This is a genomic window from Streptomyces sp. ITFR-6 (assembly GCF_031844725.1).
In the GTDB taxonomy this organism is placed as follows: Bacteria; Actinomycetota; Actinomycetes; order Streptomycetales; family Streptomycetaceae; genus Streptomyces.
Genome location: NZ_CP134612.1, coordinates 685,763 through 700,448, shown reverse-complemented (window position 1 = coordinate 700,448; position 14,686 = coordinate 685,763). Strand labels below are relative to the sequence as shown.

At 72.7% G+C, this 14,686-nt stretch carries 10 protein-coding genes, 1 tRNA gene and 2 pseudogenes; 12 read left to right on the top strand and 1 reads right to left on the bottom strand.

The window, feature by feature from the left end; genetic code table 11:
• The first annotated feature begins 81 nt into the window (after positions 1 to 81).
• Positions 82 to 2,715, top strand: a complete 2,634-nt coding sequence (locus RLT59_RS03005) for an ATP-binding protein (RefSeq protein ID WP_311301907.1) — start codon at positions 82 to 84, stop codon at positions 2,713 to 2,715.
• Positions 2,716 to 2,764: 49 nt separating this feature from the next.
• Positions 2,765 to 2,838: transfer RNA gene (locus tag RLT59_RS03000), tRNA-Pro, on the top strand.
• 100 nt (positions 2,839 to 2,938) lie between these two features.
• Here RLT59_RS03000 and RLT59_RS02995 read toward each other — a convergent pair.
• A complete protein-coding gene (locus RLT59_RS02995) occupies positions 2,939 to 3,502 on the bottom strand; it encodes a GNAT family N-acetyltransferase (protein WP_311301906.1) in 564 nt (187 codons plus the stop codon).
• Between the two features lie 183 nt (positions 3,503 to 3,685).
• Here RLT59_RS02995 and RLT59_RS02990 point away from each other — a divergent pair, with 183 nt between their 5' ends.
• From RLT59_RS02990 to RLT59_RS02945, 10 genes and pseudogenes are all read left to right on the top strand, one after another.
• Complete coding sequence (locus RLT59_RS02990) at positions 3,686 to 4,942, top strand: ATP-grasp domain-containing protein (protein ID WP_311301905.1); 1,257 nt, start codon at positions 3,686 to 3,688, stop codon at positions 4,940 to 4,942.
• A complete protein-coding gene (locus tag RLT59_RS02985) occupies positions 4,939 to 5,787 on the top strand; it encodes a Rossmann-like domain-containing protein (protein WP_311301904.1) in 849 nt (282 codons plus the stop codon). Before RLT59_RS02990 ends, RLT59_RS02985 begins: the two co-directional genes overlap by 4 nt.
• A complete protein-coding gene (locus RLT59_RS02980; protein ID WP_311301903.1) occupies positions 5,784 to 6,875 on the top strand; it encodes a PLP-dependent cysteine synthase family protein in 1,092 nt (363 codons plus the stop codon). The genes RLT59_RS02985 and RLT59_RS02980 overlap by 4 nt, the downstream gene beginning before the upstream one ends.
• Entirely contained in the window at positions 6,872 to 7,918 is a 1,047-nt protein-coding gene (locus RLT59_RS02975) for a dipeptide epimerase (protein ID WP_311301902.1), read from the top strand. Before RLT59_RS02980 ends, RLT59_RS02975 begins: the two co-directional genes overlap by 4 nt.
• Positions 7,915 to 9,168, top strand: a complete 1,254-nt coding sequence (locus RLT59_RS02970) for an MFS transporter (RefSeq protein WP_311301901.1) — start codon at positions 7,915 to 7,917, stop codon at positions 9,166 to 9,168. Before RLT59_RS02975 ends, RLT59_RS02970 begins: the two co-directional genes overlap by 4 nt.
• Positions 9,169 to 9,177: 9 nt before the next feature.
• Positions 9,178 to 9,969 carry a class I SAM-dependent DNA methyltransferase gene (locus RLT59_RS02965; protein WP_311301900.1) on the top strand — a complete coding sequence of 264 codons (792 nt, stop codon included), beginning with the start codon at positions 9,178 to 9,180 and terminating at the stop codon, positions 9,967 to 9,969.
• A 49-nt stretch (positions 9,970 to 10,018) separates the two neighbouring features.
• A pseudogene (locus tag RLT59_RS02960) lies at positions 10,019 to 11,621 on the top strand (ABC transporter substrate-binding protein).
• Positions 11,618 to 12,571, top strand: a complete 954-nt coding sequence (locus RLT59_RS02955) for an ABC transporter permease (protein WP_311301899.1) — start codon at positions 11,618 to 11,620, stop codon at positions 12,569 to 12,571. Before RLT59_RS02960 ends, RLT59_RS02955 begins: the two are co-directional and overlap by 4 nt.
• Entirely contained in the window at positions 12,568 to 13,365 is a 798-nt protein-coding gene (locus RLT59_RS02950) for an ABC transporter permease subunit (protein WP_311301898.1), read from the top strand. The genes RLT59_RS02955 and RLT59_RS02950 overlap by 4 nt, the downstream gene beginning before the upstream one ends.
• Positions 13,349 to 14,572: pseudogene (locus RLT59_RS02945) on the top strand (ABC transporter ATP-binding protein); the annotation flags it as partial. The gene RLT59_RS02950 and the pseudogene RLT59_RS02945, both read left to right, overlap by 17 nt.
• Between the last annotated feature and the right edge of the window lie 114 nt (positions 14,573 to 14,686).

The following is a 14,686-nucleotide window of genomic DNA, read 5'->3' as shown; positions in this document are numbered from 1 at the left end:
AACTCCCCGAAGCACTGTCGGTGGGCACCCGCGCACGACTACTCTCGACAGTTGTCCGTACCACTTTGGGGGAGGGTAGGCATGCAACCGTCCCGGCCGCTGTACGAGCGCGAACCGGAGATCGCCGCTGCCGCGCACGCCGTCGACGCACTCTGCGGCGCGCAGGCGTCCGGCGGACTGCTGATCTTCAGCGGCGAGGCCGGCATCGGCAAGACAGCGCTGCTGGCCGAGATCCAGGCCATGGCGGCCGACCGGTGCACCGTCTGGTCGGCACGCGGCGGCGAGACCGTCACCTCCGTACCGTTCCACGTCGTACGCCAACTGCTCCAGCCCGCACTGGAACAGCTCCCCGCCGACGACGTACGCGCCCTCTTCGGGTCCTGGTACGAGATCACCGCGCCCGCCCTCGGACTCGTCGAGCCGACCGGCCCGCAGCCGGATCCGCAGGGTGTGCGCGACGGCCTCGACTGGGTCGTCTCACGGCTCGCCTCCCGGCTGAGCCACCGCCCGCTGCTGCTCCTCATCGACGACGCGCACTGGGCCGACGGCGAATCCCTCGCCTGGCTCGCCTCGTTCACCGCCCGGCTCGGTGAACTGCGCGTCCTGGTCGTCCAGGCGCACCGCCCCGAGGAGCTCGCCGCCCGGGAGTCCGCGCGCACCGCGGCGGGCGGGCATCCGGCGCAGGTGCGGGTCGCCCTGCGGGCCCTCACCCCGGACGCCACCGCGGAACTGGTCCGCGCGGGCCTCGGTGAACACGCGGACGACCCGTTCTGCCGTGAGGTCTGGGCCGTCACCGGCGGCAACCCGTACGAGGCGGTCGAACTCGTCGCCAAGGTCCAGGACCGCGAGCTGGCCCCGCTGGAGGAGTCCGCAGGGCTGCTGCGCGAACTCGGCGCGTCCGCCCGCGGCAGCGGACTGGTCGCCCGGCTCGAACGGCTCGGCACCAACGCCAACCGCTTCGCCTGGGCCGCCGCGGTCCTCGGCACCGACATCTCCCAGGACCTCGCCGCGACGCTGGCCGGAATGAGCCCCGCGGAGGCGGCGGACTGCACGGCCCGGCTGCGCGAGGCCCGCATCGTCAGCGGCTTCGACCCGCTGGAGTTCGTCCACCCGCTGATCGCCACCGCCGTGTACCGCTCGATTCCGCCGGCCACCCGCACCGCCATGCACGGCCGGGCGGCCTGGGCCATCACCCGGGCCGGTCTCGGCCCCGCCGCTGCCTCCCGGCATCTGCTCGAAGTCCATCCGGACGACGATCACGAGCTCGTCGAGCAACTCCGGGCAGCCGCGGCACAGCACCTGGCCGTCGGTGCCCCGGAGGCGGCCCGCCGCTGTCTTGAACGGGCCCTTGAGGAACCGCCGCGGCAGGACGTGCACGCCACCCTGCTCTACGAGCTGGGCTGTGCCACGCTGCTCAGCTCGCCGCCCACCACGGTGCGGCATCTGCGTGCCGCGCTCGACCTCCCGGGACTCGCCGACAATCTGCGGGTCGACGCCACGTTCCGGCTCGCCGCCGCGCTGTCCCACAACAACCAGCTGAAGGAAGCCGCGCTCGCCCTCGCGGCCGAGGCCGAGCGGACCGCGCCGGGACCCGGCCTGATGCGGCTCCAGGCGGCGCACTTCCTCTGGGAGGGCATGCAGGCGACCGAGGACGACGGTCCGGGCCGCTCCCGCCGGCTCGCCGCCAACGCCGACCACCTCACCGGCCGGGACAACGCGGAGCGGGCCCTGCTCACCCTGCGGGCCTTCGACGCCATGCTGCGCGGCGAGAACTCCCAGCTGATCGTCGACCTGTGCGAACGCGCCCTGGTCAACGGCCATCCGGCCCGGGGCCTCGGCTGGACCGACACGGAATGGGGCTTCGAACTCCCCACCCTGCTCGGCATCACCTACGCCTTCACCGACCGGCTCGACCGCGCGGAGGAGCTCTTCGGTGAAGCGGTGCGCGCCTTCGAGATCTCCGGCTGGAGCGGCGCCCACCTGGCCTTCGCCCATACCCTCCTCGGCCTGGTCAACCGCCGTCGCGGGCGTCTCGCGGAGGCCGAGGGATTCCTGCGCGAGGGCCTGCGCCTGGCCGACCGGGTCGGCAGCGGACTGCCCGTCCACTGGGACGCCGCCTGTCTGCTCATCGACACGCTGCTGGCCCGCGGCCGGGTCACGGAGGCCCGCAAGATCGCGGACCGGTACGACTTCGGTACGCCCTATCCCAGTGCCATGGTGCTGCCCGACGGCCCGTGCGTCCGGGGCCGTCTGCTGCTGGCCGAGGGGCGTACGAAAGAAGCGGTCACCGAGCTGGAGGCGGCCGGCCGGGCCCTCGAACCGCGCGGCAGGTTCAACGGCATCTGGGGACCCTGGGCCGGCGACCTGGCACGCGCGCTGGCGGAGGAGGACCCGGGCCGTGCGGCCCGGATCGCCAACTCCGCGCGGGTGCACGCCGAGCGCTTCGGAACGGAGACCGCGATCGGTGAGGCACTGCGCTGCGTCGCGCTGTTCGCCCGCCCGGAGGAGGCCGAACAGCTGCTGGCCGAGGCGGTCCGCCATCTGGAGGCGTCCCCGTCCGGCTACGAGTTCGCGCTCGCCCTCGTCGAGCACGGCATCGCGGCCCGCTCCCCGGGAGAGCTCGCGCGGGCGTACCAGCTGGCGACGGCCTGCGGCGCGGAATCCCTGGCGACCCGCGCCCAGCAGGCACGGGCGTCGATGCGGTCCACCGAGTGAGGTAATGTTTGTCCTGCGCGGCCGCCCGGAACACCGGGAGGAACCGCAGCGGGACGTGGCGCAGCTTGGTAGCGCACTTGACTGGGGGTCAAGGGGTCGCAGGTTCAAATCCTGTCGTCCCGACTGGAGACAGTCGCAGCTCAGGGCCGGTTTCGGAGTAATCCGAAACCGGCCTTTGATCATTTCTGGGGACCTCCGTGCCGATGACCGGGGGGCTGTCGCGTCACCGCGGCATCGGGATCTCGAAGTGCACGGTGCCCACACCGGGCCCGTGCTCGCCGGTGGTCCGGGCGTCGAAGACCTCCTTGGCCATGCTCCGCCAGAACGCTTCGGCTCCCTCCACGTGTGCGTTCGTGTGCAGGTAGATGCTGTCGTAGCCCGCCTGGCCGGCGGCGAAGGCGCAGGCCCTGCGCACCATGGTGCGTGCCAGGCCGTGCCGCCGATGCTCCGGTGCGACGTAGACGCGGACGATCTGTGCGGTCGTGCCCGACGGATAGCGCTCGGCGAGCCAGCGCGGGTGCGGCGGATGAGCGGGGCCGGCCGACCGCACGCCGGTCGTGGCCACCACCTCGTCACCGAGCGCGGCGACCAGCAGCAGATGCCGCGTGTCGTCCAGGTAGGTGCCTTCGATGTCGACGACGTCGCGGTGCCATTCGGGCACGTAGCCGTAGCCGAACTCCCGGTAGAACGTGTCGAGCATGACCCGGCGCGCTCCTTCCGCGTCGGCGGCGGTGGCGGGACGCACGCTGAAGGGGGAGCGAGGGGCGTCCTGCGGGGTCTCGGTCATGGGATGACTCCTGTGGGGGGGATATCGGGAATGTCGGGGGTCTCGCGTCCGGGATTTCGAGGGGGACTCAGATGACAATGAAAACGATTGTCGATAGCGTATGGTCGCGTCAAGTCGAGCGGGCCCGTGTCGGGAGCCGCTGAGGCGTCATGAGTCCAACCCGCCTATGGAGACGAGGAATCCGTGGCCCATCTGCTGATGGTCGAGAGCTGGGTCGGGTCGATGAGCAGGCTGTTGCCCAGAGCGATCCGCGAGGGCGGGCACGACTTCACCTTCATCACCCGCGATCTGCACCACTACCTGCGTGCCGCTCCCGAGGGCACCGTGCACCCGCTGCTCGCGGCACGCAACGTACTGACCGCCGACACCAACGAGACCGAGACACTGCTGCCGCTGATCGAGCGCGCCCACGGTGCGCTGCGCTTCGACGGGGTGATCACCTCCTGCGACTACTACCTCCCGGCGGCCGCGCGTATCGCCGGACGGCTCGGGCTGCCCGGCCCCTCCCCGGCGGCGGTGGAGAACGCCTGCCGGAAGGACGCGACCCGTCGTGTCCTGGCCGCCGCCGGTGTGCCGGGGCCCCGCTTCGCGGTCTGCGCGGACTGGGCCGCGACCGTCGGCGCGGCGCGGGAGATCGGCTACCCGCTCGTGCTCAAGCCCGTGGACCTGTGCGCCGGGATGTTCGTACGACGCGTCGACGACGAGGCGGCGCTCGCGGAGGCACACCGGGCGCTCGCGGGCTTCCCGGTCAACGCACGGGGCCAGCGCCGCGAACCGGCGGTTCTGCTCGAAGAGTTGCTGCGGGGTCCGGAAGTCAGCGTCGAGACGGTGTCGTCCGGCGGAACGGCCCAGGTGGTCGGGGTAACCGACAAGAGCACCGGTGGGGCCCCGGCGTTCATCGAGACGGGTCATATGTTCCCCGCCGCGCTCGACGCGGCTGACTGCCGGGCGGCTGAGCGGACGGCCGTTCAGGCGCTGAACGCCCTCGGCCTCGACGGGGTCGTGGCACACACCGAGATCAAGCTGACGGCCGCCGGGCCACGGGTGGTGGAGGTCAACCCCCGTCCCGCCGGAAACCGCATCACCGAACTGGTCCGCCACGTGACGGGCATCGACCTCGCCGCCGCCTGCGTCGACGTGGCCCTCGGCCGCGAGCCGGACCTGCGCCGCCGGGACACCGGACTGCGCAGCGCGGCCATCGGCTTCCTGCTGCCGGAGAACGAGGGAGTGCTCGACGCCATCGACGGCGCCGACGACGTCCGCACGGCAGAGGGCCTGCTGGAACTCCAGCTCGACGGCCCCGGCAAGGCCGTCAGGGCGGCGGCCAGCAACAACGAGTACCTGGGCCATGTCATGGTCTCCGACGCCGCGGGCCTCGGGGCCCGCGACCGGGTCGAGAAGCTGCTCGCGGCTCTGCTCCCGAAGGTGGTCGGCCGATGACCGCCCTCGCTCACGCGCACACCACCGCGGCCTCGTACCAGGAGCTCGTCGACGACGTGCTCTGCGGGCGCTTCGGCCCCGACCCGAGGACACGGCGGATCGCCGTGGCGTTCACCACGCGCCAGGCCGTGCGGCACCACGGGCGCAGCTTCGGCTACCGCAACGAAGTGCTCAGTCTGCGCCTGGCGGAGGCACTCGGCTCGTGCGCGGTCGAGCCCGGCGCCCTTCCCGACGGTGCCGTAGACGACTGTGTCGGATCGGATGTGGCCCGGCTGCTGGCGCACGAACTGCCGGCGGTACGGGTGGCCGCCCTGGACGCCTACCTGATGCACGTGCTTCCCCACGGCCCGGCGAGCGGCTCCGTACCGTGTCCGCTTCCCGCCGGGACGTCGCTGGAGAAGTCCCGGGCGCGGGCGAAGGCCGTCACCGGTCTGCTCGACCTCCCGCCGGGACGGGTCGTGCTCGTCGTCGGCGTGGTCAACTCGCTGCTGGAAGCACTGCGGCACCGCGGGTTCACCTGCATACCCTGCGACCTCAAGGGCGGCACGACCGAGTGGGGCGAGCCGGTACGCACCGACGCACTCGCAGAACTGGAACGCTGTGACGCCGTCCTCGCCTCGGGCATGACGCTCGGCAACGGCACCTTCGAGCCGTTGCGCGAGCACGCACTGCGCCACGGCAAACCGCTGGTGATGTTCGCCCAGACCGGCAGCGCGGTGCTGCCGCGCCTCATCGGCGCCGGAGTCAGCGCGGTGTCCGCGGAGCCGTACCCCTTCTTCTGGCTCGACGGCGGGCCCGGCGTCATCCACCAGTACCGCGGCGAGCGTCCGGGAGGCGCCCTGTGACCACAGCCGTCCTCAGCCCCGTCGGCAACAGGGAACTGCTCGCCCTGGTCGGCCGGACCCCGCTCGCCCGCGTCGCCGTCGATCTGCCCTGCCCGCAGCCCGGATTCTGGGCCAAACTCGAAGGTCTCGGCGTCGGCGGGATGAAGGCCCGCGCCGCCGTCTCGATGCTGCTCGGTGCCAAGGAGCGCGGTGAACTGCGGCCCGGAGCACCGGTGGTGGAGTCCACATCAGGAACCCTCGGCATCGGGCTGGCCTTCGCCGGGCAGGCCCTGGGCCACCCGGTCGTGCTGGTCGGTGACACCGAGCTGGAGCCCTCGATGCGCCGGCTGCTGCACGCCCACGGCGCCCGGCTTGAGCTGGTCGACCGCCCGGCAGCCGAAGGGGGCTGGCAGGCCGCCCGGCTGACCCGGCTGCGCGGACTGCTGGCCTCGCTGCCGGACGCCTACTGGCCGGATCAGTACAACAACCCCGACAACATCGCTGGTTACGCCTCGCTCGCCGCCGAACTGGCCGTACAGCTCGACCATCTGGACGTCCTGGTGTGCAGCGTCGGCACCGGCGGCCACAGCGCCGGAGTCATCGGTCCACTGCGCCGTCACTGGCCCGGGGTCCGGCTGATCGGCGTGGACGCCATCGGCTCGACCATCTTCGGCCAGCCTGCCAGGCCGCGCGTGATGCGCGGCCTGGGCAGCAGCATCCACCCGCGCAACGTCGTCCACGACGCGTTCGACGAAGTCCACTGGGTCGGCCCGGCCGAAGCCGCGGACGCCTGCCGCCGACTGGCCGCGGGCGCCTTCGTCAGCGGCGGCTGGAGCACCGGAGCGGTTGCGCTGGTGGCCGCATGGGCCGCGCGCGTCCATCCGGGAGCCGTTGTCGCCACCGTCTTCCCCGACGGTCCGCACCGCTATCTCGGCAGCGTCTACGACGACGACTTCGCCGTCGCCCACGGGATCGACCTGGCCGCCGCGGCGAGGCGACCCGTCGAGATCGCCCATCCGCGGGCCGTGGAGGCCACCGGATGGACCCGGTGCCGCACCGTCACCGCCCCGCCGCACAGCCGGACCCCCTGCCCGGAAGAGAGCCCGTGAAGGTCACCCAGCGCACCGTGCGCCTCCAGCTCACCGAGCCACTGCGGATATCCCGCTCGACGATGGCGGCCCGCGACGCGGTCTGGCTGTTCATCGAACACGAAGGCCGGACCGGCCGCGGAGAAGCCGTCAGCAGCGTGTACTACGGCCTCGACACCGGCACACTGATGCGGCTGCTGCACGCCGGGTCCCTGTGGCTGACACGTTTCGCCGAACCGGAGAGCGCCCTGGCGGAACTGCGCACCGCGAGCCGCCCCACCCCGCCCGCCGTGCGCGCCGCCGTCGAGAGCGCGCTGCTCGATCTGACGGGCAAGCGCGCGGGCCTCCCGGTCCACGAACTGCTGGGCACCCCCGGGCCGCAGTCCGCCGCGACCTGCCGCACCATCGGCATCGTGCCGCCGGACCGGGCCGCGGCCGAGGCGGCCCGGCTCGTAAGGGACGGATTCACGGTCCTCAAGATCAAGGCCGGGGCCCCGGACCCCGAGGACGACCTCACCCGCGTACGTGCCGTACGGGCCGCCGCCTCCCGCGCCCGGCTGCTTCTGGACCCCAACGGAGCCTGGTCCCCCGACACCGCGGAGCGGCTCCTGCCCCGCCTCGCGGAACTGGGGATCGAGGCCGTGGAGCAGCCGGTCCCACCCGGCGACCCCGAGGCGCTGGCCCGGCTCGCGCAACGCTCACCGCTGCCGGTCATCGCCGACGAGGACGCGATCGGATACGAGGACGCCCGCCGCCTCGCCGGGCGGGTCCAGGGCATCAACGTGAAGCTCGCCAAGTGCGGCGGCGTCACCTCGGCACTGCGGATCGCCGAACTGATCGAGGGAACCGGCACGGAGCTGATGCTCGGCTGCCTGACCGCCAGCACGCTCGGGATCGCCCCCGCCGTGCACCTCGCCGGCCGGGCCCGCTGGACCGACCTCGACGGACACCTGCTGCTCGCCCACGACCCGTGGACCGGCATCGGCGGCGCCGACGGCACCGTACGCACCAGCAGCCGCCCCGGCCTCGGCGTGCGCCCGCGCACCGAGGAGGCCCCCCGGTGAGGACATGGCGCGAAATACGCGGCGTCCCCCTCGCGATACGGCTGCTCCTGATCAACCAACTCGGCGTCAACACCGGGTTCTACCTGCTCATCCCGTATATCGCTGTGCACCTGAGCGAGGATCTCGGACTGTCGGCCACCGTCGTCGGTATCGTGCTCGGCGTACGCAACCTCAGCCAGCAGGGCCTGTTCCTGATCGGCGGATCCGCGGCCGACCGGCTGGGCGCGCGAGGCGTCATCATCGCCGGATGCGCGCTGCGCACCGTCGGCTTCGGGCTCTTCGCCCTCGGCGACGGACTGACCGTGCTGCTGACCGCGTCCGTGCTCAGCGGTCTGGCCGGGGCGCTGTTCAACCCGGCCGTACGGGCGTATCTCACCCTGGAGGCGGGGGAGCGCAAGGCCGAGGCGTTCGCCCTGTTCAACGTCTTCGCGACCACCGGCGCCCTGATCGGCCCGCTGATCGGCAGCGCCCTGCTGCTGGTCGACTTCCGCACCTCCGCGCTCACCGCGGCCGCGATCTTCGCCGTACTCACCCTCGCCCAGGCCCTCGTGCTTCCCGCCCGAGCGATCACACCGTCCACGAACAGCGTCCTGGGGGACTGGCACGAGGTGATCGGCAACCGCGGCTTCGTGGCCTTCTCCCTCGCCATGGTCGGCATGTTCACCATGGAGAACCAGCTGTATCTGCTGCTGCCGGACAGCGCCCGCCGGGCCACCGGCTGGGACGGCGCGGCCGGTCTCGTCCTCCTCGTCGGCACCCTCACCGGCCTCGGGCTGCAACTGCGCATCACACGGGCGCTGAAGAACACGGGCAGCCGGGCGAGATGGGTCGGCGTGGGGCTCACGCTGATGGGGCTGGCCTTTATTCCGCCGATGACGGTGAGGGGCACGGCCCGGGGCGGCGCGGGTGACGCGGTGCTCGGCGCCCTGCCGGTGCTGGCCGGGGCGCTGCTGCTCTACCTGGGCCTCATGATCGCCCAGCCGTTCGTCATGGAGCTGATCGCCCACTTCGGCCGCCCAGAGCTCTCCGGCACCTACTTCGGTCTGTTCTACGCGTTCTCCGGCACCGCCGCGGCGGTCGGCAACGCGATGGTCGGCTGGGCCATGGACGCGGGTCGTGGCGCGGGAATGCCGTGGCTGCCCTGGACCTGCTGCCTGGCCCTCGGACTGGCCTCCGCCACCGGCGTCGCATGGCTGCACCACCGACGTGTGCTTCCCGCCCGAGTGACGCCGCTGCCGGCGCCGGCCTGAGGAGACGGGATGAGCAGCACGAACCTGCTGACCGACAACCCGGCCCTGTACGAAGCCCGGTTCCCCGACGAGGAGCGTCTGGCGGGGCGTTGGGCCGAGGACTGCCTGAGGCGGCACGGCGCCGGTGCGCGCGTCCTGGACCTCGGATGCGGTACCGGCCGGGACGCCGCGCACCTGCACGCGGCCGGCCGCACCGTCGTCGGCGCGGATCTCTCGCAGGCGATGCTGGACCATGCGCGCGAGCACCACCCCGGTCCGCGGTACGTCCGGGCGGACCTGCGCGGATTCGATGTCGCGGAACCGCCCTTCGATGCGGTGGTGTGCCTGGACAGCGCCCTGCTGTACTGCCACACCAACGACGAGGTCGACGGCTTCCTGAGCTCCTGCCGCCGCTGTCTGGCACCCGGCGGGCTGCTCGTCGCCGAGATGCGCAACGGGGCCTTCTTCCTCGGCCGTACGGAACTCCTGGACCGGCCGTCCTTCAACGGCTTCAGCCGGCAGGGCACCACGTACCGCTCCACCACGGAGCTGCGTGTGGACCGGACCGCTCGACTGCTGCGGCGCACCCGGGTATGGACCGCCGACGACGGATCGCCACCCGTCGAACAGCACTCCGCCTGGCGGCTGTTCTTCCCCCAGGAACTGCGCCATGTCCTCGCCGCCCACGGCTTCGAAACACTCGCCCTGCACGACGGGCCCGGCCCCCGTACGGAGCCGCCATGGCGGGAGGGCGACCTGCCGAACACCACGGCCGACGCCGACCGGCTCCACCTCGTCGCCCGCCTCACCCCCGCCCGCTGAAACAGGCGCCCTCCCCGCAGACACCCCTTCACACACCGAGGAATCCCTCATGAACGACGCCCCTGCCCACGACTCCCGCCCAGCCGGCCTGCGCCGCCGCGGCCTCCTCGCCGCGGCCGGACTCGGCGCCCTCGCCCTGGCGGGCTGCGCCGGCTCCGGCACGGCAGCCGATCCCGCCGCGGCGGACGGCAGACCCCGACGCGGCGGGCGGCAGACCCCGACGCGGCGGGCGGCTGCGCGCCGCCTTCGCCGGCGGCGGTGCGAGCGAGACCCTCGACCCGCACCTGGCCAACCTCTTCGCCGACGCGGCCCGCGCCAAGGCCCTCTTCGACAAGCTCGCCGACTACGGATCCGACCTCTCGGCACAGCCCCGGCTCGCCTCGGCCTGGGAGGCGAACAGGGGCCTGGACCGCTGGAAGGTCACCCTGCGCGAGGCCACCTTCCACGACAGCAGGCCGGTGACCGCCCGGGACGTCCTCTACAGCTACCGCCGCATCACCGACCCGGCGAAGGCGTTCCGGGCCAAGGCGTCGCTGGAGCCCATCGACCTGAAGTCCAGCCGCGCGCTGGACGAGCGGACCGTCGAGTTCGTCCTGCGGCGCCCCACCGCCGAATTCCCCGACGTACTGGCCGCGTTCGGCGCGTTCATCGTCCCCGAGGGCGCTCAGGACTTCGACCGCGAGCCGGTGGGCAGCGGCCCCTTCCGCTTCGTGTCCTTCGCGCCCGGCAACTCCGCCGTCCTCGCACGCTACGACGCCCACTGGGACGGCGCCCCGCACCTCGACGAGCTCGAATTCCTCGTCGCCAACGAGGAATCGGCCCGCGTCAACGCCCTGCTCGGCGGTCAGGTCGAGTACGCCCACGAACTCAACCCGGCCACCGCCCGCGCCCACGAGAACAAGGGGCGGATCCAGATCGTCCGGCTCCGCAACAGCGCCATGCAGGGCTTCGTCATGAAGACCGACCGGCCGCCGTTCGACGACCGGCGGATCCGTGAGGCGTTCTTCCTGATAGCCGACCGCCGGGAACTGGTCGACGGCGCACTGTCCGGCGCCGGACAGATCGGCAACGACCTGTTCGGCAAGGGCTACGAGTACTACGCCGACAGCCTGCCGCAGCGCGAACAGGACCTCGACCGGGCCCGCGGGCTGCTGAAGGAGGCCGGCGCAGAGAAGCTCACGGTCACCCTCGACACCTCGCCCGTCGCGGCCGGGTTCACAGAGGCCGCGGCGATCTTCCGCGACCAGGCCGCCGGGGCCGGAGTGCGCATCGAGATCAGGACCGGTAGCAAGGACAGCTACTGGAAGGACATCCTCGATTCCGGGACCCTGGCGTCCTACCGCTCGGGCGCCATGCCCATCGAGACCCACATCTCCCAGCGCCTGCTCACCGGGTCCACGACCAACGCCACCCACTGGCGGCACAGCGACTTCGACGCCCTGTACCAACAGGCACAGTCCACCAAGGACAAGGAGGACCGCACCGCCGTCTACACACGCATGCAGCGCCGCCTGCACACCGAGGGCGGCTTCCTGATCTGGGGATTCGCCGACTGGATCCTCGGCACCGCCCGCCACGTCCGGGGCATCGAGCAGAACGCACCCGCCAACTCCCTGGACTGGGCCCGCTTCGACAAGGTCTGGCTGGCGTGAGCGGCCTCCGGTCCTGGATCGCCCGGCGGCTGCTGCTCGGCGTGGCGCAGACGGCAGCCGTCGTGCTGCTCGTCTTCACGCTCACCGAGGCGCCGCCGGGCGACGCCGCCGTGGCACTCGCCGGGGACCAGCCGGACCCGGAGCGGATCGCGGCCATCCGCGAGGCGATGCGGCTGGACCGTCCGGCCCACGAGCGCCTGGCGGACTGGGCGGCAGGGCTCCCGCACGGCGACTTCGGTACGTCCCTGACCTCCGGACGCCCGGTCGGCTCCTACCTCGCGGACGGCTTCGGGCCCACCGCGTTGCTCGCCGCGCTCACCCTGGTGCTGCTGGTGCCCGTCGGGGTCGGCCTCGGAGTGCTGGCCGCCCGACACGAGGGGCGGCTCGCGGACCGGCTCGTCAGTTCGGTGACGCTCGGCGTGTACGCGGTACCGGAGTTCACCCTCGGCGTGCTGCTCGTCACCGTGTTCGCCCTGCGACTCGGCTGGCTGCCCCCGACCGCCGTCGGCTACGGCGACGATCTGCTCGCCCATCCCGCCGCGCTGGTCCTGCCTGTGCTCGTACTGCTGTCGCGGCCGGTGTGCTCACTGGCCCGGCTGGTCCGTGCGGGCATGATCGACGCGCTGGCCTCGCCGTACGTCGCCCAGGCCCTGCGCTGCGGAGTCTCCGGCACCCGCGTCTGCTACACGCACGCGCTGCCCAACGCCGTCGCGCCCGCCGCCCAGCAACTTGCCCGCACCGTCGACTGGCTGCTGTGCGGTGTCATCGTCGTGGAGGCGCTGTACGTGATCCCCGGGCTCGGCACCGTGCTGATGAACGCCGTCGCGGAACGGGACGCCCCCGTGGTGCAGGGCCTCGCGGTGGTCTTCGGGCTGACCGCCGTCGTCCTCAACCTGGGTGCGGACCTGGTCGCCCACCGCTTCGCGCCCAGGGCGGGGATGGCCGCGTGAGGCAGCGCTTCGTGCTCGGTGCGCTGATCGTCGGCGTACCCCTCGTCCTCGCCGTCCTCGGCCCGCTGGTCGCCGGGCCTCCCGGCCCGCGGTCCGCCTCCTTCACGCTCGGCGGCGGACATGGGCTCGGCACCGACTTCGTCGGACGGGATGTCTGGCGGCAGGTGCTGCTCGGCGGACGGTCCGTGGTCCTCGTGGCGCTCACCGCGACCGCCCTGGCCTACCTGGCGGCACTGCCGCTCGGCCTGATCAGCGCGCTCACCCGGCGCAGCTGGATCGAGGAACTGCTGATGCGCCCCCTGGACGTGCTGCTCGCCGTGCCCTCGCTGCTCCTCATCCTTCTGGTGGCCGCCGTCTTCTCGCCGGGAGCCGTGGGGCTCTGCCTGCTGGTGGCCCTGGTCAACGTCCCCGACGCCGCGCGGATCGTCCGCGCGGCCGCGACCGCGGCGGCCGCACGCCCCGCCGTCGAAGCGCTGCGCATGCAGGGCGAGACCTGGTGGCGCACGGCCGTCGGCCATGTCGGCAGGTCGATCGCGCGGACGCTCGCCGCCGACGCGGGCGTACGGCTCACCGGGGTGCTCTACCTGGTGTCCACGGCGGCCTTCCTCGGAGTGGGCGTCGCGCCGGACGCCTCCGACTGGGCTGTGATGGTGGACCGCAACCGCACGGGCCTGTTCGTCCAGCCCTGGGCCGTGATCGTCCCCGCGCTGCTGATCATCGCCCTGACCATGGGCGGCAACCTGCTCTTCGACGGCGTACTGGAAAGGAGGACCCACCGTGACCGCGATCGCTGAGATCAAGGACCTGCGTGTCGAGGTCGGCGGCCGCGCGATCGTCGACGGAGTCAGTTTCCGGGTCCGGCCTGGGAAGGTCACGGCACTGGTCGGTGCCTCCGGCAGCGGGAAGACGACCACGGGCCTCGCCCTGCTCGGCGAGTACCCGGCGGGCGCTCGGGTCAGCGGCGACGTACTCGGCGTCGGCCGTGCCGGATACGTGCCCCAGCACCCCGGCGCGGTGCTAACCCCGCGCGGCGGGTCGGCGCCCTGCTGGGCGACATCGCGCGCGAGCAGGTGCGGTGCTCAACCCCGCGCCGAGCGCCGCGCCGCCGCCCGCAGCCGCGTCCTGCACGCTCTCTCCATGGCCGAACTACCGGAGGCGGCAATGCTGTTGCGGCGCTACCCGCATCAGCTGTCGGGCGGCCAACAGCAGCGCGTCGTCCTGGCGCAGGCGCTGCTCCTCGGCGCCCGGGTGGTCATCGCGGACGAACCGACCACGGGGCAGGACCCGCTGACGAAGCGGCGCATCGTCGACCAGCTCGCGGCCGTGGCCCGGCAGGGCATCGCCGTGGTGCTGCTCAGCCACGACCTGGACGTCGTACGGGCCCTGGCCGACGAGGTGCTGGTCCTGCGTGCCGGCCGGGTGGTGGAGGCGGCGTCCACGGAGGACATCTGGCTCGCACCGCGGCATCCGTGGACGGCCGAGCTCCTGGCGGCGGACAGAGGGACGATACGCGACCGTGCCACTGGTGACGGGGGTGCCGTGGCCCTCCGCGTGCGCGGTCTCCGCGCCCGGCACCGCGACGGCACCGGAGTCAGCGAGGTGGTGCACGTCCCCGAACTCGCCCTCCGCGCGGGCGAGTGCCTGGCTGTCGTCGGCCGCTCCGGCAGTGGCAAGACCACGTTCGCCCGCTGCCTGGCCGGTCTCCACCGCGACCATACGGGTGACGTCCTGCTCGACGGCGTACCGCTGCCGCGCAGCCTGCGCGGCCGGACCAGGGAACAACTGGCCGCCGTCCAGTACGTGTTCCAGGACGCGAAAGCCGCCTTCGACGAATACCGGCCGGTCCTGGACCAGGTCGCGCGCACGGCGGAAAGGCTGCGCGGGGCGGGCCGGGAGAAGGCCCTCGCACAAGCCCTGGACACCCTGACCGGCCTCGGGCTCACCGAGGAACTGGTGCGGCGCAGACCCGGCCTGCTGTCCGGCGGCGAACTCCAACGGACCGCGCTCGCCCGCGCCCTGCTCGCCCGGCCGCAAGTGCTGATCTGCGACGAGATCACCTCCGGCCTGGACGCGATCACCCGGCGCCGCCTCCTCGACCTGCTCGCGGCCCTGCTG

What these genes read in the sequence shown, in the direction of transcription:
- RLT59_RS03005 (WP_311301907.1), top strand. Translation starts at nt 82, where the DNA reads ATGCAACCGTCCCGGCCGCTGTACGAGCGCGAACCGGAGATCGCCGCT.
- RLT59_RS02995 (WP_311301906.1), bottom strand. Translation starts at nt 3,502, where the DNA reads ATGACCGAGACCCCGCAGGACGCCCCTCGCTCCCCCTTCAGCGTGCGT.
- RLT59_RS02985 (WP_311301904.1), top strand. Translation starts at nt 4,939, where the DNA reads ATGACCGCCCTCGCTCACGCGCACACCACCGCGGCCTCGTACCAGGAG.
- RLT59_RS02965 (WP_311301900.1), top strand. Translation starts at nt 9,178, where the DNA reads ATGAGCAGCACGAACCTGCTGACCGACAACCCGGCCCTGTACGAAGCC.